This is a genomic window from Marinifilum caeruleilacunae (assembly GCF_013141825.1).
GTDB lineage: Bacteria > Bacteroidota > Bacteroidia > Bacteroidales > Marinifilaceae > Marinifilum > Marinifilum caeruleilacunae.
Map to the genome: position 1 here is coordinate 117,837 of NZ_RZNH01000004.1, position 24,264 is coordinate 142,100.

General features: G+C 37.4%; 21 protein-coding genes. 10 read left to right on the forward strand and 11 right to left on the reverse strand.

Features of this window, described 5'->3' with window-relative positions; all coding sequences use genetic code 11:
• Positions 1 to 226: 226 nt before the first annotated feature.
• The 5 genes from ELS83_RS04270 to ELS83_RS04290 form a co-directional block, all read right to left on the reverse strand.
• Complete coding sequence (locus ELS83_RS04270; protein ID WP_171594289.1) at positions 227 to 1,459, reverse strand: hypothetical protein; 1,233 nt, start codon at positions 1,457 to 1,459, stop codon at positions 227 to 229.
• 112 nt (positions 1,460 to 1,571) lie between these two features.
• Positions 1,572 to 4,394 (reverse strand): FAD-binding and (Fe-S)-binding domain-containing protein, encoded by a 2,823-nt coding sequence (locus ELS83_RS04275; protein ID WP_171594290.1) that lies wholly within the window; start codon positions 4,392 to 4,394, stop codon positions 1,572 to 1,574.
• A 418-nt stretch (positions 4,395 to 4,812) separates the two neighbouring features.
• Positions 4,813 to 6,471 (reverse strand): L-lactate permease, encoded by a 1,659-nt coding sequence (locus ELS83_RS04280; protein ID WP_171594291.1) that lies wholly within the window; start codon positions 6,469 to 6,471, stop codon positions 4,813 to 4,815.
• 385 nt (positions 6,472 to 6,856) lie between these two features.
• Positions 6,857 to 9,001: an L-lactate dehydrogenase (quinone) large subunit LdhH gene (gene ldhH / locus ELS83_RS04285; protein WP_171594292.1), complete on the reverse strand. Its 2,145-nt coding sequence runs from the start codon at positions 8,999 to 9,001 to the stop codon at positions 6,857 to 6,859.
• Positions 9,002 to 9,010: 9 nt separating this feature from the next.
• Entirely contained in the window at positions 9,011 to 9,484 is a 474-nt protein-coding gene (locus ELS83_RS04290; protein ID WP_171594293.1) for a LutC/YkgG family protein, read from the reverse strand.
• 784 nt (positions 9,485 to 10,268) lie between these two features.
• On the opposite strand from ELS83_RS04290, the gene ELS83_RS04295 reads away from it, so the two are divergent.
• The 10 genes from ELS83_RS04295 (at position 10,269) to ELS83_RS04340 (ending at position 15,860) form a co-directional block, all read left to right on the forward strand.
• Positions 10,269 to 10,835, forward strand: coding sequence for a hypothetical protein (locus ELS83_RS04295; RefSeq protein ID WP_171594294.1), 567 nt, complete (start codon positions 10,269 to 10,271; stop codon positions 10,833 to 10,835).
• A 21-nt stretch (positions 10,836 to 10,856) separates the two neighbouring features.
• Positions 10,857 to 11,303, forward strand: coding sequence for a hypothetical protein (locus ELS83_RS04300; protein ID WP_171594295.1), 447 nt, complete (start codon positions 10,857 to 10,859; stop codon positions 11,301 to 11,303).
• A 48-nt stretch (positions 11,304 to 11,351) separates the two neighbouring features.
• On the forward strand, positions 11,352 to 11,606 hold the full coding sequence (locus ELS83_RS04305) for a hypothetical protein (RefSeq protein WP_171594296.1): 255 nt from the start codon (positions 11,352 to 11,354) through the stop codon (positions 11,604 to 11,606).
• A gap of 19 nt (positions 11,607 to 11,625) precedes the next feature.
• Positions 11,626 to 12,093, forward strand: a complete 468-nt coding sequence (locus ELS83_RS04310; RefSeq protein WP_171594297.1) for a hypothetical protein — start codon at positions 11,626 to 11,628, stop codon at positions 12,091 to 12,093.
• 6 nt (positions 12,094 to 12,099) lie between these two features.
• Complete coding sequence (locus ELS83_RS04315) at positions 12,100 to 12,516, forward strand: hypothetical protein (protein ID WP_171594298.1); 417 nt, start codon at positions 12,100 to 12,102, stop codon at positions 12,514 to 12,516.
• A 147-nt stretch (positions 12,517 to 12,663) separates the two neighbouring features.
• Positions 12,664 to 12,939: a hypothetical protein gene (locus tag ELS83_RS04320; protein WP_171594299.1), complete on the forward strand. Its 276-nt coding sequence runs from the start codon at positions 12,664 to 12,666 to the stop codon at positions 12,937 to 12,939.
• 172 nt (positions 12,940 to 13,111) lie between these two features.
• Positions 13,112 to 13,711 carry a rubredoxin-like domain-containing protein gene (locus ELS83_RS04325; RefSeq protein ID WP_171594300.1) on the forward strand — a complete coding sequence of 200 codons (600 nt, stop codon included), beginning with the start codon at positions 13,112 to 13,114 and terminating at the stop codon, positions 13,709 to 13,711.
• A gap of 154 nt (positions 13,712 to 13,865) precedes the next feature.
• Positions 13,866 to 14,453 carry a Crp/Fnr family transcriptional regulator gene (locus ELS83_RS04330; protein ID WP_171594301.1) on the forward strand — a complete coding sequence of 196 codons (588 nt, stop codon included), beginning with the start codon at positions 13,866 to 13,868 and terminating at the stop codon, positions 14,451 to 14,453.
• A 170-nt stretch (positions 14,454 to 14,623) separates the two neighbouring features.
• A complete protein-coding gene (locus ELS83_RS04335; RefSeq protein WP_171594302.1) occupies positions 14,624 to 15,187 on the forward strand; it encodes a YceI family protein in 564 nt (187 codons plus the stop codon).
• Between the two features lie 61 nt (positions 15,188 to 15,248).
• Positions 15,249 to 15,860, forward strand: coding sequence for an FMN-dependent NADH-azoreductase (locus ELS83_RS04340; protein WP_171594303.1), 612 nt, complete (start codon positions 15,249 to 15,251; stop codon positions 15,858 to 15,860).
• 51 nt (positions 15,861 to 15,911) lie between these two features.
• Here the strand turns inward: ELS83_RS04340 and ELS83_RS04345 are convergent, their stop codons facing one another.
• From ELS83_RS04345 to ELS83_RS04370, 6 genes are all read right to left on the reverse strand, one after another.
• Positions 15,912 to 16,427, reverse strand: coding sequence for an LUD domain-containing protein (locus ELS83_RS04345; RefSeq protein WP_171594304.1), 516 nt, complete (start codon positions 16,425 to 16,427; stop codon positions 15,912 to 15,914).
• A 290-nt stretch (positions 16,428 to 16,717) separates the two neighbouring features.
• Positions 16,718 to 18,163, reverse strand: coding sequence for a sigma-54-dependent transcriptional regulator (locus tag ELS83_RS04350; RefSeq protein WP_171594305.1), 1,446 nt, complete (start codon positions 18,161 to 18,163; stop codon positions 16,718 to 16,720).
• A 17-nt stretch (positions 18,164 to 18,180) separates the two neighbouring features.
• Positions 18,181 to 20,574 (reverse strand): ABC transporter substrate binding protein, encoded by a 2,394-nt coding sequence (locus ELS83_RS04355; protein WP_171594306.1) that lies wholly within the window; start codon positions 20,572 to 20,574, stop codon positions 18,181 to 18,183.
• A gap of 99 nt (positions 20,575 to 20,673) precedes the next feature.
• Positions 20,674 to 21,846 (reverse strand): ATP-binding protein, encoded by a 1,173-nt coding sequence (locus ELS83_RS04360; protein WP_171594307.1) that lies wholly within the window; start codon positions 21,844 to 21,846, stop codon positions 20,674 to 20,676.
• A gap of 131 nt (positions 21,847 to 21,977) precedes the next feature.
• Entirely contained in the window at positions 21,978 to 22,562 is a 585-nt protein-coding gene (locus ELS83_RS04365; protein ID WP_171594308.1) for a porin family protein, read from the reverse strand.
• 171 nt (positions 22,563 to 22,733) lie between these two features.
• Entirely contained in the window at positions 22,734 to 23,939 is a 1,206-nt protein-coding gene (locus tag ELS83_RS04370) for a C1 family peptidase (RefSeq protein WP_171594309.1), read from the reverse strand.
• Positions 23,940 to 24,264: the final 325 nt, after the last annotated feature.

Sequence of the window (24,264 nt, forward strand, 5' to 3'; positions counted from 1 at the left end):
AAAGCATAATTCTTAAACTGTGTTTTTCAACACCACACATGAACAAACTCATACAAACTTATGAGTCAACATAATACCAATTTATTTGCAAAATGATTCAAATTTATTCTAAAAAAAACCCCAGGCAAAATGCCCGGGGCCAAGTAAAAAATGTCACTAGTATGTTTTACTAGCTAAACGTACAAAAAATGAAAACAGGCTTTCCTTAGTCTATTTTTATTTAATTTTAGAAAGAGTATTTTAAGTGTACCATCAAACGGGTACTTCCAACTTCTGACGAATCTGATACTTTCCCATCTATTTGGGTTGTACCATATGCAGCAGCAGTATATAATGCCTGGGTACCAATCATGAATTTACCCGAATGCCATTCTACTCTCGGGCCAAACTGGTATACGTAATCGATGTTTGAACCACGGCTATACAAACCTACAAAACCATTTGCATCGGTAGCTAAATCGTCGCCTGCCCCAAGGTTTTTAGTATAACCTGCAAACAAACCATAGCGAACATTACCTGTTGTAGTATACAAATCGGACCAAACAGATTGTGTGGTAATATTGGTGTATTCGTAATCGCCATTTGCTTTCACGTTTTTCACACCATAACCACCCAACATTACAAAGTTGTACATGTTCTGTCCATAAATGGTATGAAGGTTCCAAACTACTTTATCAGATTTTACGGTCATCCATGCATTCATTTGAACGCTTGATAACATTTCGTCGGTTTTTGCACCCAATGGATTTTCGATCATCGGACGCAAGAATTTAACACCTGCTGTTGCTCCCAAAGTAAAACCTTTTGCAAAATCGTATTTTACCTGTGCCGATAACTCAGGAACACTTGCCTGCTGCACATATTTTACGTTTGCACCATCGGGACCCGGCGATTTAAAATCCAATTCAGACAAAGCAGCAATAAATGCATATCCCTTATCGAACTTACGGGTGTAACGGAACTGAGGAGCTCTACCCAATACATTGAATGGAATACCTCCACCCCAGTGCTGTACTTTAGGGAAACAAGAAGTAACAAACATTGGGTGCCAGTATTTACCAACCAATAATTCGTCCTTACCCCAATCCAGCTTTACAAAAGCATGTCTTAATCGGAATAAGCCAGATTTATCGTTAGAAGTTCCAACAAAGTCACCTTGAATGGTTGCAGAACCTTTTGCACCAAATGCCTGAAAACCGGTAACACCAACATTTAATCGGGAGTGGATAGAAGTCATAAACAATTCCGAACGATCGTTTAAATCTTCGCCATTAATATCATATGATTTTGCCGCAGGGTAAAGAATTACTTCACCTTCACGTGCATTTACTGTTTTTCTGGTATCGAAAATTGCTTCCGCAGATACAAATCCGCCTAGCGTTACTTTAATATCGTCTTTTTTCTGAGCAAATGATGCCAAAGGCAACAAGCTCAATGCTATTGCAAATAATTTTTTCATAGTAATATTAGATTAGATCATGAAACAGGACGTACCCCGATTCGGCATGCAAGTTAATATCTTATAGTGGAATACGTCTGTTTCAATCTCAAAATTCGTAATTGGGTTATTTTTATTTGGCTGTGGTTGCACGATCAACAAGGTAGATGATAGATTGGTAGGAAACCCCACTATTCATAGTAAGTCCAATCTCACAAGTTCTACTTGTTGAATATCCACGTTTCACCTCAGTTGGATGTTGAATTTTCAGGTCACGTAATCCATGATCGTTCAATTCCGGATGAGTAAATCCGCGGTCGCCAGCAAAACCACAACAGTTGGTATCTGGTTTAACCACATTCTTCGCACATTTCTGTGCCAGGTCAAGCAATTTACCATCAACCCCTAGTTTCTTTGCAGAACAAACTGCAAATACAGAAACGGTTTCATCAAGCGGGGTAAAATCCAAATGATCAGCCAAATGATCAGTAATAAATTCAATAGGTTCGTATAGTTTTAATGTAGGCTCCATGTTTTCTTTCATGGTATACAAGCAAGGACTCATATCGCAAAGAACAGGATACTTGCCATTATCACTTGCTTTAAGAAGCGCTGCTTCCAGGGCATTCGACTTCTTCATACCAGCCTCCTTAAAACCTTTACTCAAGAAAGCCATACCACAACAATGGTTGTTCAAATCTTCTGGGTAGATGATTTCGTATCCTGCCTTCTTAATTAGTTCTTCTGTTTTCTTTGTTAGGGCTACTTTCTCATCGTAATCTTTAGATGTACCCATACTACGGTTGATACAGGATGGGAAATAAACCACTTTCTTTGGATTGGATGCATCCACTGCAGGAGGAACAATTTTAGGAGCTCCCTTAGGGAATGCTTTGTTCCAACGAGGAATAGCATTACCCGATATGGTGCGCATACCGCCTGCAATTCCGCCCATTAATCCCGATCCTAATATCGAGTGGAAGAAGTTAACAGTATTTAAACCGGTTTTGGCGTATGATTGAACCTTGTCCATATTATCGGCACACCACATGGCATACTTCTTCGCTTTAGGCGATGCATCATCGGCACGAAGATCCTTCACCAATTTACCAGTATCAATTTTTACCGGACAACCAAGGGCACATAAACTATCGGTAGCACAAAGCTGCAAGGCTTCATAATCAAAATCTTTAATTAGGGTAGCCAACTCGTGTGGTTTTTCCCCACTGGCTTTTAATCGGCTAATTTCACGATAGGTTGCAATTCTTTGGCGCGGACTCAAAGTCAGGTTATGCGATACACATGATGGCTCACAGAATCCACATTCCATACACTTGTCTACTTTTTCATGTGCCGGTGGAAGCGGTTTTAAATCCTTCAGGTGAGCTTGTTTATCTGCATTTAAAATTACACCTGGGTTGATCAAGTATCTTGGGTCGAAAATCTCTTTAATTTCCTTCATTAGCTTGTAGGCATCGCTTCCCCACTCCATTTCAACGTAAGGAGCCATATTACGACCTGTTCCGTGCTCAGCTTTTAGTGCACCATCGTATCGTTCTACCACCAAAACAGCCAATTCATCCATAAACTCGGCATAACGGTCTATTTCTTTCTGTGTACCGAAGTCCTGGGTAAATACAAAGTGTAAGTTTCCTTCCAATGCATGACCGAAAATTACTGCTTCAGAATAATCATATTTCTTAAATAAGTCCTGAAGATCCAATGTTGCTTCGGCCAATACAGGCACAGGGAAACAAACATCCTCGATAATAACAGTAGTACCTGTTTTACGCATACCACCAACTGTTGGCAATAATCCTTTACGGATTTTCCAAAGCATGGCGAACTCGGCAGGAACATCGGTAAATTCAATCGGAATCTCAACAGGAATCTCTTTAATCGAATTCTTAATAATATCGATTTGCTTGTATAAAACATCATTACTTTCGGCTCTGGTTTCAACCAATACTGCCGAAGCACCTTCCGATAAACCTTTCAGGTATGATGGAACACCTTCATCGTCTTCTACCGATCGTAAGGCAGCACGATCCATAAGTTCAACCGCTGCAACCGGCTCCGATTTCAAAGTAGAAACTGCACGACATGCTTTCTCGATATCAGGGAAAATCATTAAAGAAGAAGCTTTGAATTTATGCTCCACTACAGTTTTGTACACAATCTCTGATATAAAACCTAAGGTACCTTCCGAACCAATCATGATGTGTGCCAAAATATCGAATGGATCAGTATAATCGATCAAAGCATTCAAACTGTACCCGGTGGTGTTCTTCATTTTAAACTTATCGCGAATACGGTTGTGCAAAGTCTCATTTGCCTGCACATCTTTCGCCAGTTTCTCCAGATCGTGCAACAAAGTAGCATGAGTGATTCTGAAAGAAGCTTTGCTCTCTTCGCTTGAAGTATCGAGAATGGTTCCATCGTTTAGAACTACACGAATGGAATCTAAAGTTTTGTATGAATTTTCGGAAGTACCACAACACATACCCGATGCATTGTTAGCAGCAATACCACCAATCATGGCAGCATTAATAGAAGCAGGATCGGGACCAATTTTTTTCCCGTAAGGTGCAAGAATCGCATTGGCACGTGCACCGGTAATACCTGGTTGCAAACGAATGGCAGCACCATCGTTCAGAATGCTGTGCTTTTTCCACTGATCGCCTGCTACAACCAATACAGAATCGCTAATGGCCTGCCCAGATAAACTGGTACCTGCTGCACGATAAGTAACCGGAATATCCAAATCGTTACATTCGCGCATAATCAGGCTTACCTCTTCTTCGTTTTTCGATTTGATGACCAATTTTGGGATCAAACGATAAAAACTCGCGTCGGTTCCCCATGCCAATGTATGCAATGGATCATGAAACATTCGTTTCTTATCAATGTTTTTAACTAATCTGTCGTAAAGTGTTTTATATTCTCCTGTTAACATTTTTTCTAAGTTTTTTACTTTTGCTACTGATTTAGTATGTTAGCTGCTTCTAGAGTTTTTTAAGATTTTCCAATATATCCTTTCCAATATCTCATTTCAATTGATATGCTTCGGCATTTTATGTCATCGAGAGATCCTATTCACCACTTTATTTTCCCTCGCTTTTACACCTATTAGGCTTTCGCCTAGTGCATAGCTTATTGATTCATGATTTATTCAAATTGATAATTGGTAACTTGTATGACAAATGTACGTTTTTTTCTTAATTCAGTAATTGAGCTTATCCAAAAAGTTTAACCATCCTTTCCCGTCATGATGATGAAGCTTATGAACCCTAACCACGAAACAACAAACACTTCGGGCTTCCTCAGCATGATTTTTCAACCCTAAAACCACTCTTTGGATAAGCTCTGAATTACTACAATGGCAATGGATTAAAACCTGTAGAAATTAGTACTACAACCACTATCATTACCAATAAATAGTATACAAATGCAGGAATTGCGTTACGTCTGATAATTGTACCTTCTGCACCAATACATCCTACTGTTGCACAAACTGCTACCACATTGTTTACACAAATCATGTTACCCAGTGCAGCACCAATAGTTTGAACTGCTACAATTAATACCTGAGGGATACCCAAAATTGTAGCCGTTTCGAATTGCAGGGAAGCAAACAACAAATTGGATACAGTCGCTGAACCCGACATAAAAGAACCTAATACCCCTACAATTGGTGCAATAACCGGATAAGCATTTCCTGATAAATCGGCGATAGCAGTTGCCATTGTCGTAAGCATACTGTCTAATCCTGCTCCGTTTGTACCTGATTTTAACATTAACTGAACCATTGCAACACCTGCAAGTAATGCTATAGCGGCACCACTTAATTGTTTAAAAGTAGTTTTCCACGATGCTACAATCTGTTTCTTATTCATTCCGTGCATTACATTGGTAATTAATGCTACCAGGATGAATGGAATGGTACCAGGAAGGTAAGCCCACTTTAATACATAAGTTAAACCTTCGATACCCAATACGTTTGAAAGTGTGATGGTTTGCGCTGCCAACCATCCTTTTAACCCAAGCGATGGAATACGCGTAACAACCAATATAATTGCGATTAATACATAAGGCATCCAAGCTTTTACCAAGCCCATTTTAGCCTCTCCAGTATCACCTGCATTATCGTTCGATAACCAACTCTTATCCCACTCCGATTTTGGAGGGAAATCCCATGTTTTCTTAGGAACTAGGAAACCTTTTTTCGCTGCAAATACAACAATACCCAAGCCAATAAATGCTCCCAATAGTGAAGGAAGATCAGGACCTAAAGTAGATGCAATTAATACATAAGGAATACCAAATGCCAAACCTGCGAAAATTGCGAAAGGTGCAGCAGCCAAAGCAGGCTTAATAGATCTTTCCTTACCAAAGAACTTGGTCATAATGGCAATACCCAAAAGTGGAATAAAAATACCTACCAATGCATTTGGAATAGCAATCCACTTGGTTAAGGCCATTTTAAAAATTTCAGGGTTTGCAGCAACATCGGCCAGGTTTTGCTCAAGGGTTACCATAGCACCACCACTAATTGGCGTACCTACCGCACCATAAGGAACCGGAACCGAGTTAAAAATAAGGGCAACCATTGCAGCAGCCAAAGGCGGGAAGCCTAGTCCTACCATAAGCGGACCCGCCAAAGCGGCTGGAGTACCAAAACCGGCAGCACCTTCGATAAAAGCACCGAACATGAAACCGATAATAATTGCCTGAATACGTCTATCGTTTGTAATTCCATTAAAACCGTTGTTGATGGTGGTCATTGCCCCCGACAGTTTCATGGTATTCAAAATTAATATCGCTCCGAAAATAATAATCAGGATATCGAAAGCTTTAAGGAAGCCAAATACCGAATATCCAAGAATGTGGTGAATATCAATTTTCCACACTCCAAACGCCACCACTATTGCCACAAGTAAAGAAAGTGGCAAAGCCTTCTTGGCTCCCCAGTTAAAGCCAACCATTAACACAATGGTTAAAAGAATTGGCGAAAAAGCTAATAATGCATTCATAATAAAATAATTTAGGTTTTAATCTGTCGTATAAGAATGTTTTGGTTTTCAATTTCATTGTTTTAAAAAGCAACCTGCCTAAGCAGGCGCTTTTTAAAACTTTGATAGTTACGTCACTGAAACTGCTATTTATAAATGACTTTTATTGATGTTGTATTCTTACAGACATTGGTTCGTACTAGATTTATTATTCTTTGTAGTAAATGGGTTAGATCTACTATATTTATTCAATATTGCATCGCGATTCCGAGATGGATCTCCAACAATAGAGGTGTTATGCATTAACACATCCAGTGCAACCAACTTTTGTCTCAGATCTGTTAAACTCTCTTGTAGGTAAATTCTATTATTCTTGAAATCCATATCCTGATGATTTAAAAAATGATTATAAAAGTTCCAGATGGTTCTCGATAAATTCAGTCAGGTGAAGTACTTTCACCGGAACTTCCTGTTTCATTAAACCACCATTAATTTGCATCACACAACCAGGGCAATCGGTTACCAATATCTCGGCTTCGCTGGCCTCGATATTTTCAATTTTCTTGTTTAAAATCCCATTGGAAATGCTTGCAAAATCCAGAGAATAAGTACCACCAAATCCGCAACACACATTGCTATCGGTAAGTGGAACAAATTGTTTTCCTATTAGATTTGAAAGGAATGATTCTGCCGAATAATCTAATGATCGAGAATCGTGACAAGGCGTATGATAAGTTACCTTCTTGTTTCCTTTCACTTTAAATTTGATATTGTTTTCTTCTAAGAACTTACCAATTGGGGTTACCATATCGCCCAACATGGAAGCTTTCTTATATCGGTTTGGATCTTCCTTCGAGAAATCGAGGAATTCGTGCTTGATGGCTCCACCACAAGTAGGACACAATACCAGTAGTGCTTCGTAATCTTTTGGTCCTTGCAGGTTGTCAAGCGTATTAAAAATCATGCTTTTAGCATTATCCGGATCGCCCGAAGCAATGGCAGGAATACCACAACATGCTGCCTTTTTAGGAATATCTACCTGTATGCCACTTTTTTGCAATAGTTTTACCATGGCCAATCCCATTTCCGGATAGAAATACTCTACCGCACATCCAGGGTAAAAGAATACTTTACGTTCCGATGTAAACTGGTCGTAACCATCCTTGTAAAATCTTTTGCTAAAAGTTTTAGAAGCCAAAGCCGGGAATTTTCTGAAATCCATTTCTTTCGGCAACATTGGAACCGTACCAATAATCTTTTCGTTATTGGTTTTGCATGTTTTTGTTAATGGAAATTGGAAATTTGCCCCCATCGAAAGTACAGACTTCATTCTATCCGGCTTAGCTACCAAACTTTTAAATACTTTCTTCTTAACAGGATTAATTCCATACTTCTTCCCTACTACCAATTTCAGATCAGAAATCAGGCTTTGCAAATCGATACCCGACGGACAGTTGAATGAACAAGCTCTACAGCCAATACACATTTTTAGAATGTCTTTAGCAGCCTGGTCGCCCTGGTAAAGTGCTGTTAGTATCAATCCGATTGAACCAATGTAACGGTCGCCATATACATGCCCACCTACCATTTCGTAAGCCGGACAAATGTTGGCACAACTACCACAACGAACACATTTTAGTGCTTCCTTAAATTTTGGATGCTCGAAAAATGCCAAACGTCCGTTATCCAGGAATACGTAATGTGTTTCCTTAATTCCTTCTTCGTTTTTATATGATGGAGTTCTTCCTTTAATCCATGTTGTATACGAGGTAATGGTTTGTCCGGTAGCACTTTTTGGCAGTACACGAACAATATCCAATGCCTGGTTAAAATCGTCGCACAATTTTTCATATCCAACCAAAACAATATGAACCGGTGGTACGGTCGACGATAAGCGTGCATTTCCTTCGTTGGTAACCAAACCAATGGTACCTGTACTGGCAACTGCAACATTAGCCCCAGTCATTCCTACGCCCGATTTAAAATACGATTCGCGCAAGAAACGGCGAGCAATCTCAACCATTGCCTTGATATCATCCGGATCGACATCTTCCCCAGTATAATCGGCAAAGATCTTCGCCACCTGCTGACGGGTTTTATGAATGGCTGGCATTACCATATGCGATGGATGCTCGTTGGCCAACTGTAGGATCCATTCTCCCAAATCGGTCTCGATGGGTTGTAATCCTTCCTTTTCCAGATAATGGTTCAATTGAATTTCTTCTGAAGTCATCGATTTTGACTTCACCATATATTTGGCATTGTGCTTTTTCATTACATCAGCAATGTATTTACAAGCATCTTCGCCAGTCTTGGCCTGGAATACTTTACAACCATGCTTCTCTACATTATCGCGAAACTGGTTGAATTGCTGCATTACTTTATTTAAATCGCGATCTTTTAAATCGTGAACACGAGTTCTTAAGGATTCGAAGTCGAGGCCTTTGTATGCATTTTCTTTTGATGCTTTATAAGCAGTAGCAAAGTTCTTAAGGTTATGATATAAAACCTCGTCTTTTAATTTTTCTTCTATTTGGTCGTGTATTTTCATAGCTGCTTCTTATAAATCGTTCAAAATGTAAACTGTCATCTCCTTTGGTCCGTGTACTCCCACAGTTAGTACACGCTCGATATCGGCTGTTCTGCTTGCACCTGTTATAAATGCAACATATCCGCCCATATCAGAAGTTCTCTCTTCAATAAAATCGGCCACATGGTTTAATGTGCTTACCAACTTGCTTAGCGGCAGAACCACCAATAATTTTTCTGCCAGGCAGGTTGCCAATCTTTTATTTTCTTCGCAGCTATCCACTACAACAGTTCCTGTTTCTGCTATACCATAATCAACTTCGATTAGTGCAGTACCTATTCCCTCTTCACCAGCTCTAATGTCTTTCTTCAATTCGAAACTCGGCACATCTACAAAATCAAATCTTTCCTTCTTTAATAGCATCGAAAACTCTTCGTTCGAAAGAATTAAATTCTCACTTCCTACTAATTCCGATTTTTCGATAAATCTTTCTAAATCATTCATTGGGTTAAGTTATTGTTAGAATACTTAGGCAACACCTAAAATTTGCTCGCAAGTCCTTAACCAAGCCTAATGCCAAAAATTTCGCCCAACTGCTATCTAGAACCATTCAAAATATTTATTCCTGATCTCCTGCACTTTAGCTGATCGAAAAGGTTTTCAGAGCTACCATTTCAAACGATTTCGATTCTGTTCAATTCTGAACATCAGTCTCCTATAAGCTGTGCCGTTTTGAACAATTGTGCAATTTGGAACGCTATTTTCTGTACCATTTGGTATGATGTGCCAAATAGAATAGTGGAGCGTAATTTTGGATTTTTATAGTGGTCTACTGCCAAAAATGGCAGGGAACTATATTTATCTATAATTTTTTATCTCCGGTTAAGTAGCGAAAATACTGGGCCTTTAAGATTTTTTATATTATGTTTTTATCAATTCATTTTTATTATTAACATATTGTTTGTAAATTCATGAGCAGAGATAAGGCAACTGTCGAAAAAGAAATAAGTGAATAAATTGAATATGTAGAAATCTTTTCCATCAGGAGTAGCAATTTACCCTATGAGAAGCATGCCTTCTTATTAATTACATACAACTGGATAAAGTGTGAACACCCCGCGGCTATGCTACGGGGTGTTTTTCTATACCAGAATTGACTATAAATACAGAATATCATACTACTTCTATAAGGGCACTATTTGGATAAATTATATTTTACTAAAACCATATTAATGTTTAGTTGAGTTTTTCTATTTTTAGTATCGCATTTATTAAAATTCAATCCTTAATGAAAAACTACCTTCTTGTATTTCTTTTTGCACTATGTGTGAACCAATTACACGCACAACATTTCCTCGATTACTTTGACAAAGCACATATAATAACAGATCATGATACCATTGCATGCTATGTAAAGGTACAGGGAACTTACCATGCTAAATTTGAATACAAATTGCATCGCGATGCCGATACACTGGTTGCGAATATTGATACTGTGAATTATCTGATTACCGATTTCAATAGCTATGGGAAAATCAGGCCAAATAACAAGAGTATACTGTCCAGAATAATTTGTTGGGGTAAAATAAACTACTACGCCAGAATACAGTTTGCATCGCCTAAATTAATTCGTGGCGATCATCAGAATGGAGTAAGCAAAACCGATGATTGGACCACCTACTATATTGAAAAGCAGGATACCTTGATTGCCGTTCCGAAAAGAAAGGTAGCCCAAAAGATTGCTTTCTTATTCGATGATGATTTAAAATCTCTCACCAAAGTAATGAAGATGAATAAGCTTAATAATGAAAAATTGATAACGATTATAGAGAATTACAATCAAGGCAAACAATAAGGATTTTTTAGACTTAAAAACATGGCGTACAACTCCTGGGAAGACATTTACCGATCGAAGAAAACAGAGGAACTTTATAGAATATATAAAGGCGTTGATTATTCTACCTATGATCAGAAAAAACTTGCACTTAAAGTATTGCAAGAGAGAAAGTTTGATTTTGAGAATGTAGAACCTCAGGTTCGGAAATGGAAGAAAGAAAAAATTAAAAAGGAGGAAGAGTTCAAAGCCAATAAACCCATTCTATCCTTTATTGATAGGAACTTTGGCTATATTCTGGCTTGTATATTTGGAATGTTTTTTCTTTCGGCTTATTCGGAGTATGTAAAATTTGACCAGGATGAACTGCATGGGACAGATCAATTTGTACTCTCGCTTATTACCTTTGGCCCATTGGTAAGCGTTGCAGTGGCACTCCTTATTCAGCACTTGCGTAGCAAAAAAAGAAAATCGAAATTATCAAAATAGAACTACATAACAATTAAGCATTTTACAAACCATAAAAACCCAATTAAAATGAATCAATCGCTTATGCAACCTAACCCATCATTGTCTTTTTTGCCTCTGATTATTATCATGATACCCATGATATTTATCGTAAACCGATTGGCAAAAGAGAAAGGAAAGAATGTAGTTTTATGGACCATTTTGGCATGTATCCCAATTGTAAACATGATTATTTTACCCTATATGGTAGGTACGCCAAGTAAAATTCAGGAAGAAAAATTAGATCGGATTCTTGAACTATTAAGCAAGCAGGAAAAAGAGTAAACTAAAGCTTTTGATAATCATGAATAACGAAAGCATATTCCTTATTGTTTGGGCAATAGTTATTGTGCTTATCCTGGGTCTTATGTATAGACGGGGCAAAAGAGCTTTGTCTGTATTTCCTGATATGGGAAGCGTAAGAATACTTTACAGGGATCAGTCAGCATCGGGCTACTCTACCTCATCGCTTCAAAATAAACTGGGTGGAGCAAATCGCACTTTAGATTTGCTGCTAATAGAAGACGAACTGTGGCTAACATCAAAACTACTATTGGCAAGCATTGCAGAAAAATACGATATGCTACATCGAATTGCCCTGGAAAATATTACGCAGGTACAACTTGATGGTAAAAAGCTAATTGTAGATTTTAAAACTGAAAACGACAGTAAGAAGCAAGTGGTGGTAATTACCAAAGATGTTGATCGATTTATTACAGCATTAAAAAATCGACACAATTGTATTGTGTTACATAAGAACTACAACAAATAGAAACCAATGAAACTCATAAAAAAAGTATATATCTATTGGTTTTGTGCAGTAAATAAAACTGTTTCAACAACTGCCTATTGGGGAATGATAGTAATCAGAACAATTGCTATAATGATGCTGTTTGAGACACTCATATTAGCTACTATAGGCTCTACTTTTTCATATTTATCTAAGGAGATTATTGTTCCTAAATATCCAGGCCTGACAGTTCTTTTATTATGCGGAGGATTATTGGGTATTAAATATTTAATTTTTCTAAAGAATGATCAATGGAAAACTTACATCGAAGAATTTGATTTATTATCAAAACAAAAAAAGAAATTGATTTATGTCTTTACAGCACTTTATAGTGCACTAATTATTCTTGCTTTTTTTTATTTAATTAGCTTACTATCCAAAGCTGATTGGGTTCCTTATTCATAAGGATGAAAATCCTGATTATATGGATAAAAAAATAAAATTGCGACTTATGAGTCAAATCATCTGAGATGAGAATTCGAATCCATAATTCTTATTTTTATAGTATCTTGTAGTATACACAAAGCATTTCACTCATAAAAAAAAGCAAGCATGACCTTAAAAGAACTATTCGATATCGCGAAAACGCAATTGGAGGAATTAACCGATTTGCAAACCCCCGATTTTAGACTGGAACAAGCCGAATTACTAAAAGAAGAAGAGCTTTGGGAAATTGTGGTTTCCTATTTGGTTGAGGATACCAATAAGAACACCATTCCGTCGGCAGCCTTAACTTCCGAGCATCATTTTCACCGAATCTTTAAGAAAATAAGAATAGATAAAGACAAAAATGTAGTAGGCTTTTATATGTATGATAGCCGGAAGTAAGCTTTGATACCTCAACATTTCAACACAATGAATATCTGCAACATAAAGGCTATTTAGCACATTACAGATCGGTAAATCCTTTATTTATATTTAATCCAAGATTCTTTTTGACATATTTTTTTGTATGATTTGGTATTTTTAGGCGTTCAAAATCCTAAAAAAATTAACCATTATGAAGGAAAAACAAGAAGAAAAACTCTATATCTGTAAGCCATGTGGCTATGTGATGAAGGAAAGCGAACTACAGGATGTATGCCCTGCTTGTGGTTTGCCAAAAAAGGTATTCGAACAATACAAAGAGAGAATGTCGCCAGGGCGTAGCAAAATATTGCATCTCGATTTGCACCCTATTGCTGTGCATTTTCCTCAAACCACATTGGTTTTTGCTTTACAGGCATTGTTAATCAACCTTTTCTTCCCAAATTTTTATCCTGAAATTTTATTGGGTACAGCAAAATTCTCGGCTGTAATTTTCCCTTTCACTGTTTTTGGTGCTTTCCTTAGCGGAATGATAGATGGTAAGCTGCGTTTTAAATCGGTAACTACTCCTATCCTGAAAAAGAAAATCATTTACAGTACTGTAATGCTAATTGCCTCTTTCTTTACGCCTTTCTTAGCCTGGAAGGGAATAGATGATTTGCAATCGAAAATATTATTATTGATTTGTGGTACCATAGCGCTGATTTGTGGTATTGTACTGGGTCATGCCGGTAAACGATTGATGAACATTGGTATGGGTGGTGCTGTTAAAATTTGGGGCAGAAAGTTTTAAGGCTTTTTTCTCAGGCAAAATAGCAAGCTATATTCGCTAAGTATAGCTTATTAAAAATATACAAAGGCAATTTCCTTTACAATTGGGAAGTTGCCTTCTTGCATTATTAAAAGTCTGCGCTTATTTTTAGGTTTCAATACCTAAACCAGTTTCGATGAGCACAGCTGAAGATAGCAAACTAATCTACTACGTAAAGAAATGGGTAAACATCACAAAAGATGATGAAGCGGCCATTTTATCTGCATTTGAACAAGCTACAATCAGGAAGAAAAAAGATCTCCTGGTGCCAGGGGAAGTATGCAAGTACAACTATTTTATTGTAAACGGATGTATGCGCACTTTTTATATCGACGAGAAGGGTGTTGAGCATATCTATCACCTTAGGTTCGATAACAATTGGATAGGTGACCTGGAAAGCTTCTTTAGCCAGAAGCCTTCGAAATATTATATCGAAGCTCTGGAAGATACCCATTACATTCGCATTTCGAAGGAAAGGCTCGACAAACTCTACGATGAAGTACCAGCTTTTGATCGATACTTCAGAATCCTTTTTCAGAAGGCTTATGTGAATGCCTTAAAACGATTAAACGCCAACATGTGGGAACCAGCCATAGATCGTTACAACGATATGCTTAGGGAACATCCCGATATGTTCCAGAGAGTACCACTGGCCTATATCGCTTCCTATTTGGGCATTACCCCCGAAAGTTTAAGCCGAATTCGCAAGAAAAACAACAAGTAAAATTCTTACAGATCTATCTGTTTTACTTCACAGAATAGCATCACTTGACATAGGTCAATTTTATTTCTTAACATAGATCAAGTGTACTTGATTTTATGCCCTCTACATTTGTATTGTAAGTAATTCAAACAGTTGAATACAATTTTTATACAATAAATAAATTAGAAGACATGAAAAAGTTAAGTTTATTGATCGTGCTATTGATGGCAGCAAGCGTATCGGTATTTGCACAGAAAAATGAAGTAAAAGTAAATGAATCGGTAGTAAAGTGGACAGGAACCAAAATTGGTGGTTCTCACTATGGAGAAATAGAACTGGAAAGCGGCTACTTCGAGTTTAAAAACGAGCAAATTGTAGGTGGTGAAGTGGTAATGGATATGAATAGCATTACAGTTACTGATATTGAAGATGCAGGTTATAACCAAAAATTGGTAGGGCATTTAAAATCGGATGATTTCTTTGGTGTTGAAAAATTCTCGAAATCGAAATTTGTAGTTAGTAAAGCAACAAAATTCAGCAATGGTTCAGCAAAAGTAAGTGGTGAACTTACCATTAAAGGAAAAACCGAAAGCTTAAGTTTCGATGTAAAGAAAGATGGCGATCGTTACACGGCTCAATTGAAAGTAGACCGCTCGAAATATGATGTTCGTTACGGATCGAATTCCTTCTTCGACAATTTAGGAGACAAAGCCATTGGTGATATTTTCACTTTGGATATCACACTTCGCATGTAATTATCGATAAAGGACAATAGATATTATTATCCATTTTACTTTACAGAAAAACAGGAAAAAAATGAAGATTTTAATTGTAAAATACCTCCCATCAGGTACGAACTCGAATACTTTGAAGTTAGTGAATGAGTTCAAAGAGAATGTAAATGCAACACATGAAATAGATGAAATTGATTTGCTAAAAACGCCACCAAACTACTTCGATGAACTGAGTTTAGGTGCATATGTAAAAAGAAATTTTGGTGGCTTGGAACTGAACAATGAAGAACTGGAGGCCATTCGTCCGTTCGATTTGCTAAACGAGCAGTTTATGAATGCAGATTTGGTAGTATTGGCTACACCTATGCATAACTTTTCGCTGCCAGGCATTGTTAAATTATATTTCGATTCCATTATGCAAAGCGGCAAAGTATTTCAATATGAGAATGGCGCACCTGTGGGCTTAATGGGTCAAACGAAATTCCTTAGCCTTTATACAAGTGCAGGGAAATACCTGGGCGATTACGAGTACTTAGATCATGTAAAAGCTTTGCTAAAAATTGAACTCGATTTTATGGGCATAAAAGAATACGATTTTGTGCATGCCAGCAGCGGGAATCCTGATTCGATTGATTCAGAATTTTTAAATGCAAAGCAGAGCATTCAAAAAATTGCAGAGAAGTGGGAATTGTAATTGATAAAACACCCAAAAGAAAAAGGCTGTCGGGAAAGACAGCCTTTGTTTTTATAAATCTTCTATCACATATACCAATGTTTTAATGGCCTTAGGTGAAAAACTTAATCCTTTGTTTGTTCCCGAACTGGTTAGGCTTGCTATGCCACGGCCAACATCTATTGCCGACTTTCCTTTTATCAGTTCCAAATCGTCCATAGAATGTAGTATTCTGCTCGCAGGAACAATAATGTGCAATGTTTCCGACAAGAAAATGGTCAGTAACTGATCTGAATCTTGTGTATCAATAATGAGTTTGCCTGAATCGGCAAGGGCATATTCTGCCTCGATAATTGCATTTCTTGCATTGCTGATCTCGAAAGATTTTTTGTGTAAATCCAAACTCTTCAGGCGAATAAATTCAAACTGCACATTCTCTTTACTTGCTGCCTCTATAAACAATTCCTGATCTACTTTAAGAGAGTCGTTACCTATGTGGTTTGAATTCGCCAAAAATGAATCCAAAAGGTCTCTCCTGTTTTGTGCTGAAAATAAATCTTGTTTCTGTGTAATTGTTCTGACTTCCATACCTTTTAGATTTTAATTAAAACTATCTTCTAAAAGGCAAAAGCAGTGCCAAAGAATGATTAAATAAGTTAAGAAATCAAAACTTTTATTACCTACTTGATTATATGGAAGTTACACTAGAGTAATTCCATCATTCAAATGCCTTCCAAGTGTTCAATTCTGAACATTTTTCAGCACTTTGTCGTTGTTTTTGAACAAGTGTGCTAAAATGCACATTTTCAGCACATTTTTGGGTGTGACATTTCTCCCCGATTGTGGAATTTTTTCACAATTTAAGAATGCTTAAAATGCTACAATTTATTCATTCGGCTTCGGAGTGCACTCCTCGTGATACCAAGGTAATCAGCCGTTTTTGATTTGTTGTTGTCAAACTTCTTTAAAGCCTTGCGAACAATCTCCAGTTCGAGCTGCTCAATATGTAGCTCATTATCCGGAAGTACAATTCTACCGGGAATTAATGGCTGATCGCCAGAAGCAATCTCCTCGTCTTCGGCCTGAAGGAATCGAATATGATCGGGCTTAAGCTCAATATCGTTATAAAGTAAAGTAGCACGTTCAATGGTATTTTTTAACTCTCGGATATTCCCGGGCCAATCGTATTCCTGCAGAATGGATTGTGCCAGCTTGCTGATGAATTTAAACTTTCGCCCTCTTTTCCTGGCGTACTGATCGAGAAAGATTTGAGAGAATGAAAGGATTGCTTCTTTGCGCTCTTTTAATGCCGGAATGTACAAACGTCCTGTATTTAAACGATAATACAAATCGCTTCGGAATGATTTCTCCGCTACCATTTCCTTTAAATTGCGATTGGTGGCACAAATGATTCTCACATCCAGTTCGATGGGCTGACTGCCTCCTACCCGGTACATTTCCTTCTGCTGCAATACCCTAAGAAGTTTGGGTTGCATGTCTAAAGGCATTTCGCCTATCTCATCCAGGAATAAGGTTCCACCCTGTGCCAATTCCAACTTACCTGCTTTCCCTTCTTTTTTTGCCCCGGTAAAAGCACCATCGGCATAACCAAATAGTTCACTCTCGAATAAAGTTGGAGAAATTGCCGAACAATTAATCGAAATAAATGGTTTCATGGTATCCGAATCGTGACCAAAGTGCACAAGGCGGGCCATTACCTCTTTTCCCGTTCCTGTTTCGCCTTCGATAAGCACCGGAACCGATCGGTCTTCGTGAAATTGCTCTGCCATACGAACCACACCTCTCATGGCATCGGAAAATACACCAATTTTCCCCACCGAAGTAATTTCACGTATGGTAGATTCGTAATATTGAATTCGTTCGGCCTCATCCTTTTTGGCCGAAGTCATTTCTCTTTCGAAATTTTCTTTCAGGTCTCTATTTTCGGTTTTCAGCTTGATATTTTCAGCCACTCGTTCAATTAAAATGGCTAGCTCTTCGATGTTAACCGGCTTTAAAAGGTAGTCGTAAGCACCACCACGCAAGGCTTCTATCGAAGTTTCCATATCACCAAAGCCAGTCATAATAACAACTTCGATTTGCTTGCCCGACTCTTTGTCCTTTATTTTTCTGAGCAAATCGAGCCCCGACATGCCAGGCATTCTCATGTCTGATATTACCATCTGGTAATCTTCCGACTGCATCAAGGCCAGTGCCTCTTCTCCATTATGACACAAGTTAATCTGATGTCCCAATTGCTCCTCAATAAACTCGGCAACTGCAGCACCACTCGAAAGATCATCATCAACAATTAATATCCTCATGATTTATCTGTTTTATCTTATTTCTGTAATTTAAATTTCACGATAAAGCTGGCTCCACCTTCGGCATTATTGTAATTCGAAATTTCTCCCTGGAAACGATCGATAAATGATTTCACAATCGCCATACCCAAACCAGTGCCCGCTTCGGGACCTTTGGTGGTGAACAATGGATCGTAAATCTTCTCCTGAATTTCAGCTTCTATTCCGGTACCATTATCGTGAATTTCGAAAATACCGAACTCATCGTCCTGACTGAGTTTGATTTTTATCCTTTTGGAATCCTTTTTGATTTTATCCAGTGAATGGATTGAATTTACAACCAAATTGACCACAATTTGCTCGAACTGAATGTAATTTGAAAATACCCTGATTTCTTTGTCTGGTAAATCGCTTATAAGTTCGATACTGTGGTCGTAAACCTGTCTTTTTACCAATGATAAGGCACTATTTACTGCACTAAGCATATCTACCGACTCACTATCCTTATCCACAGGTTTTTCCCAAAATTTACGCATGTGTTTGATAATGGAATCGATTCTTTCGGTTCCTTCGGATATGGTTTTGATTTTCCGAGTAAACATTTCGGGTAAATCTCCCGGATTTCTTTTCTGCCAAAACAGCACACTATCTGCGGTAATTTTTATGGCATTTAGTGGCTGGTTAATTTCATGGGTAATGCCTGCTGCCATTACTCCGATTGATGCCAGGCGCGAAGATTCTTCCAACAAGCGCATGGCTTCCGTATTCTTCTGTTCGGCTTCAATTCGAGCATCCATCAACAAGTTTCTTTCCCAGGCATTGGCAATCATATTTACTGTCGAGAAGAAAACAGAAATCTCGTCGCGAGACCAATTGTGTTGCTGATTTTGAGAAAATCCCATCAGTCCAACCACCTTATTTTCTACCACTACCGGCAGAATAACAACAGCTTTAATATTTCTTTTTCGATAATACTCTCTCTCCTTGTCTTCCAGGTTCGACAGGTCGTTGGAAACAATACTTCGGTTCATTTTCAGGCGAGAGATAACGCCCTTTAATTCCGAAAAGTAGAATTGATCAACATCCACAATATTCTTTCCTTTTGTGGATATACGGCTGTTGATTTTTATGGCAGAATCGTCTGATGAGTGCAAGGAATACAAGCTGATTCTTGCAACATTTAGCTCTTCGGTCATTAATTTCAGAACATCATCGAGCACATGTTTGAAATCGGCCGAAGCATTTAACAATCGGCCAATAATACCCAGTAAACGTTCATGCTTGACCGAAATTTTAAGTCTTTCCTGCTCTCTTATCAGTGCTCTTTCGGCTCTAATTCTTCGAACAATTGCACGAGATAGAACAATAATAATGATGGTGGCAATCGAAATAATTCCCAATACAATATGAATCCACTCTTTGTGTTCGCTGTAAAAAGATTTTGGAGAATTTCGTAGGAACGTTCCTTTAGGCAATACATCCTTGTCAATCTTAAATCGCTCTATTTCATTATAATTGACTACATATTGATCGAGCGGTTCTTTGAAAATTGGAATTGAATCGGCAGGTGTTCCATTCAAAATCTGATCGACCATCCTGGCTGCCATTTCACCATGGAAACTTCCTTTTACAATTTTACCGCCAATTACGCCATCGCTAATGTAAAAAGCCCAAACAATGTAAATTGGAACTTTACTTTTGGGAATCAGCAGTTCCAGGTTATCCTGAAAACTGATAAACTTACCATTTTTATCCTTGTTAAAAGTAAGCAGTAATATGGTTGTATCTCCTCTAATGTTTTCCACATTTTCAACCAGCTCATCTATGGTTTGATCTTCGTAATAAATGAACTCCAAATCATCTTTATACTTACCTTCAATATCTTTGATAATCTGCTTATTCAATTTTGCCGTAGTGGTTTTATCGTCGTTAATAACGACCAATTGCTTGGCTTCGGGACGAGTGGTAAGAATCAAATCAATAACCCCATCCCAATCTACTTCTTCGGCAACACCGGTAATATTCTCCATTCCTTCAATCATTTCTTCATTAAAATGATTGATTCCACAAAATACAATTGGAGTTTCATTGAAGTATTTATAACCATGATTTCGAACAAAGGAAAGTGCATTATTGTCGGAAACAATAATGGCATCGTACTTTTCCTTCTTGAGTTTTAGGTCGTAAAGTTCAATTAATTTGGCAAGATATTCCGGAGAAGGATTTCTTTTGGTATCCAGGTATTCATAATCGATTTCGTAATTGCTTCCAACGGAATCCATTACATTTTGAATCCCGATGTTTACATTATCGGTCCAACGTAATCCTTGATGATAAGAGTGCAAAACCAGAATTTTTTTCCTGCCATTGGCTGAACTCAGTATTGAACAAAACAGAAAAAAAATGATTAATACATTACGCAAACTCTTCATACCTTTTTTTAATTGAAAAGAAATTCATGCCTAATATAAGCGATTTATCTGCAATTTAGGCTATCAAGAAGATGTTACGTAGAAGATGAAAAGAGGTTATCAAACAGCTATTGTAAAAATAAATTGACTCCCCTTGCCCAATTTGCTCTTTACATGAATTTTGCCACCATGCTGTTCTACGAACTCTTTACAAAGGATTAAACCTAGACCTGTCCCAGTTTCATTTTCGGTTCCAATCTGGCTTACTTTTTCATCTATTCTAAAGAGTTTATCGATCTTATCCCCGGCAATACCAATTCCATTATCGGCAACTGTAATTTCAATAAACTGATCTAAAAGTTTAGAGCTTACAACAATCTCACCTCCACGTGGCGTAAATTTAATGGCATTGCTTACCAAATTTCGTACTACGGTATTGATCATGTTTTCATCTACCCGAGCCGACAGGTTTTCCTGTATGTTGGCTGTAAGGCAAATCTCTTTATGTTCTGCACTTCCGGTAAGTAAATTTACCACTTCGTTAACCAGGTTCCAAAGGTCAACCTCTTTGGGTTTAAAGGAAATTTTTCCGGTTTGCATTCTTGCCCATTCCAGCAGATTTTCTAATAATCTGTATCCACTACGCGCCGATGAATTGATGATTTCATGAAAATTATCCAATTGTTCCTTGCTCAACTCTTCGGAACTATTCACAAGAAAATCAGACGCTCCAATGAGAGAAGCAAATGGGTTTTTTAAATCGTGGGCGATAATGGAAAAGAACTTATCCTTGGTGGCATTCAAACTTTCGAGTTCTTTTCTCTGCTTCTCAATCATGATTTTTTGGCTGGTAAGCTCCTCCTCCAGTTGATCTTTCACCATCATTCTTCTCCTGATATTTTGAAGTGGAATCAGGACAGTATCGATAATTTTAACATCAAAATGCCTTTCGACCTCTCTTAAGTTGGCCTGTGTGCATTCCAGCAGAATCGAATCTACTTTTGCCTTGGCCGATGCCGAACGAGTATCTGTATCGATTAAGGCATATTCGCCAAAACTCCTGGATTCATTCAGCTCAATAAAAACATGATCATGATCGTGAATTTGAACACAACCAGAAGCAATTACATAGACAGCTCCACCCGGATCGCCAATGGTAAAAATGCACTCGCCTGCTTTCACTTCCTTGATGACTACAATTTCTGACAGGTATTGAAATACCTGAGATTCCTGCTCGGCAAGGAAATCCAGTTTTTGTAAGAGATCAATTTTCGTTTTTGCGCTTAGAGCCATTTTTTTTCAATTGAGATTTGATTGATTACAAATTTATTTTTTTATCTGTTAAATCAATAAAAATCTGAAAAATAAAGACAAAAAAAACTGCTGATATGTTCAGCAGTTTTAATTTCTTTTCTATGTTCTTCTTAGAAGAGTTTGAATCCTAATGTTACGTTGAACATTTTGTTCTTCTTCAGGAATTCTGAAGATACATCGCTTAAACCGAATTCATAATCAACATCTAATGTCAGTTTCCAAACATCAACACCAGCTCCTACTTTTGCGTTCCAAACTGCACCTTCGAAATCTTCATCAACTTCACCTAAGGTACTCTTAAAACTATCATCAATTTTAAAAGAAGCAACAGGACCAGCAAATGTTCTTAATTTAAAAGCAGGAAGTTTAACTACTTTGTAACCTAATAACATTGGAATATCTAAACTTTTTCTTTTAACATCCAGACTAAGACCATCGGCTACAATTTCACTTTTACGAGACACGTAGTTTAATTCAGGTTGTAGATACCACTTGTTCAAATTAATTCTCAAAAAAGCACCTAACATCATTCCATTGTCAGCTTTATCTTTAATGGTAGATGCCGAAGGAATTTCAGAATCAATTTTGGTACTAACTATACCACCGTGAAAACCAAAGTTAACAGGAGATGAAAGTTGAGCGAATAAAGCAGAGCTGAATAAACAAACAACTGCCAATAAGATTAATTTCTTCATAGTTAAATTATTTTCAATTTTTAGAAGTACTAATTTAAGAGTTTTTTTCACATTCATCATTAATTTGAGATTATTAATGACTTAAATTCTATCATTCACTGTTTCACACGATTTAACCGACACAAAAAAAGCCCGACTAAAAGCCGGGCTTAATATCTCGTTATGATAGGATTACAATCCCAATTTGTTTTTCATTTCTTTCGACAAAGCATCTTTGTGAATCATGAATGACATGGTTTTGTATGCAACAAATGGATATGAAGCATAGAAATAACCATTGTACTTGTTGCTATCGTCAGCCCAAGAGTTTTTCACGATGAAATACTTGTTGTCTTTCTGATCTTTTGCGATACCAACAATGTGCATACCGTGATCGTCAGTAGTTGTGTAGTTATCGTAAGCAACCTGGCGCATTTCCTGGGTGATTTTCTTTTCTGTTACAGGACCTGCATCACCGCTTAATTTGGCAGCTTTCTCAGTTTTAGAAAGAGATTCCCACTTAGAAATTTCAGAGTCAGACATGTTTTTAGTTTCAGTTTCAGGAACAATAGCAATTCCTTTTCTGTACATGAAACCTTTTTCGCTAACATCCGAAGCCCAACCAATGGTATATCCATCCATGATTGCTTTTTCCATGATTTCCATCATTTCATTCATAGGAACATTGTATACTTCGTCCCACAACCAGTTATCAGGTACTTCGATAATGAATTTTTCGTAGAATGGGTGATGTGTATAAGATGAAATCTCGATATAGTCATCAGCATTAAGACCAACAAAATCTTTGGCGAATGATTTTGGAGTATACTCTTTTCCTTCGTATTCGAATTTTTCAGGCTTTTCTCCTAAGTATGCATCCAAAATTCCATCGAATCCTACGTGCCACACCGGAGTTAATTTCTTATTTCTGTTTTTGATTACTGCAGTTACATAGTCATTTAAAACAGCATCCAATTCACCATGAGTATGACCTTGCTCGCCATAGTTTAGTCCTTCGTAAACTCCTTCAGGAACAATACCATAGTTTTTAAGCACATAAGTTACATCGTGGAATGCTCCACCGCCTCCAAAGTTGAAGTTACCATGCATTCTTACGTGTCTTTTTGCTTTATCTGAGTAACAGTTGTACACTACAAACATTTCAGACAAATCTACTTCAGGCTTACCCATTCTCATCATTTCCGATTCGATGAATGATAATCCTGAGAAAGACCAACAAGTACCAGATCTGTGCTGATCTTTTACAGATGTTGCTGGTAATCTTTTGATATCAGTAAACTGATAAGCTTCTTTTTTCTCTTCTTTTTTTTCACCAGCAGTCGCCGAAAAAGCCAATCCTGCTGCTAAAAGTCCAACGCTTAAGAATTTTAATTTCATTTGTTTATAATTTAGTGTTCACCTGGTAATACATATCCATTAATTTAAAAACATCAATTCATCATGCCCCTAATCAATTCATGATCAATTAACAATGAACATGTAATATTTTGTGATTATGTATTCAAACGCTTGCAAAATTAACAAAACGAAGAGCTTAAACAAGGACTAATGTCAGTTTAATAGCGTTTATTTGCTGGGAACGTATATTTGTAGCTTCATTTGGTAAAAACCAATTTTCATTGATAAAAATACTTTTGTCCTGTCAATTGTTTCCATAAAAAAATGAGAGCACTTGTAATACTCTCATTTCAATAATATATGA

Bases quoted from the DNA above. Each gene is read 5' to 3' on its own strand.
- ELS83_RS04270 (WP_171594289.1), bottom strand. From the start codon at position 1,459: ATGAAAAAATTATTTGCAATAGCATTGAGCTTGTTGCCTTTGGCATCA.
- ELS83_RS04275 (WP_171594290.1), bottom strand. From the start codon at position 4,394: ATGTTAACAGGAGAATATAAAACACTTTACGACAGATTAGTTAAAAAC.
- ELS83_RS04280 (WP_171594291.1), bottom strand. From the start codon at position 6,471: ATGAATGCATTATTAGCTTTTTCGCCAATTCTTTTAACCATTGTGTTA.
- ldhH (WP_171594292.1), bottom strand. From the start codon at position 9,001: ATGAAAATACACGACCAAATAGAAGAAAAATTAAAAGACGAGGTTTTA.
- ELS83_RS04290 (WP_171594293.1), bottom strand. From the start codon at position 9,484: ATGAATGATTTAGAAAGATTTATCGAAAAATCGGAATTAGTAGGAAGT.
- ELS83_RS04295 (WP_171594294.1), top strand. From the start codon at position 10,269: ATGAAAAACTACCTTCTTGTATTTCTTTTTGCACTATGTGTGAACCAA.
- ELS83_RS04300 (WP_171594295.1), top strand. From the start codon at position 10,857: ATGGCGTACAACTCCTGGGAAGACATTTACCGATCGAAGAAAACAGAG.
- ELS83_RS04305 (WP_171594296.1), top strand. From the start codon at position 11,352: ATGAATCAATCGCTTATGCAACCTAACCCATCATTGTCTTTTTTGCCT.
- ELS83_RS04310 (WP_171594297.1), top strand. From the start codon at position 11,626: ATGAATAACGAAAGCATATTCCTTATTGTTTGGGCAATAGTTATTGTG.
- ELS83_RS04315 (WP_171594298.1), top strand. From the start codon at position 12,100: ATGAAACTCATAAAAAAAGTATATATCTATTGGTTTTGTGCAGTAAAT.
- ELS83_RS04320 (WP_171594299.1), top strand. From the start codon at position 12,664: ATGACCTTAAAAGAACTATTCGATATCGCGAAAACGCAATTGGAGGAA.
- ELS83_RS04325 (WP_171594300.1), top strand. From the start codon at position 13,112: ATGAAGGAAAAACAAGAAGAAAAACTCTATATCTGTAAGCCATGTGGC.
- ELS83_RS04330 (WP_171594301.1), top strand. From the start codon at position 13,866: ATGAGCACAGCTGAAGATAGCAAACTAATCTACTACGTAAAGAAATGG.
- ELS83_RS04335 (WP_171594302.1), top strand. From the start codon at position 14,624: ATGAAAAAGTTAAGTTTATTGATCGTGCTATTGATGGCAGCAAGCGTA.
- ELS83_RS04340 (WP_171594303.1), top strand. From the start codon at position 15,249: ATGAAGATTTTAATTGTAAAATACCTCCCATCAGGTACGAACTCGAAT.
- ELS83_RS04345 (WP_171594304.1), bottom strand. From the start codon at position 16,427: ATGGAAGTCAGAACAATTACACAGAAACAAGATTTATTTTCAGCACAA.
- ELS83_RS04350 (WP_171594305.1), bottom strand. From the start codon at position 18,163: ATGAGGATATTAATTGTTGATGATGATCTTTCGAGTGGTGCTGCAGTT.
- ELS83_RS04355 (WP_171594306.1), bottom strand. From the start codon at position 20,574: ATGAAGAGTTTGCGTAATGTATTAATCATTTTTTTTCTGTTTTGTTCA.
- ELS83_RS04360 (WP_171594307.1), bottom strand. From the start codon at position 21,846: ATGGCTCTAAGCGCAAAAACGAAAATTGATCTCTTACAAAAACTGGAT.
- ELS83_RS04365 (WP_171594308.1), bottom strand. From the start codon at position 22,562: ATGAAGAAATTAATCTTATTGGCAGTTGTTTGTTTATTCAGCTCTGCT.
- ELS83_RS04370 (WP_171594309.1), bottom strand. From the start codon at position 23,939: ATGAAATTAAAATTCTTAAGCGTTGGACTTTTAGCAGCAGGATTGGCT.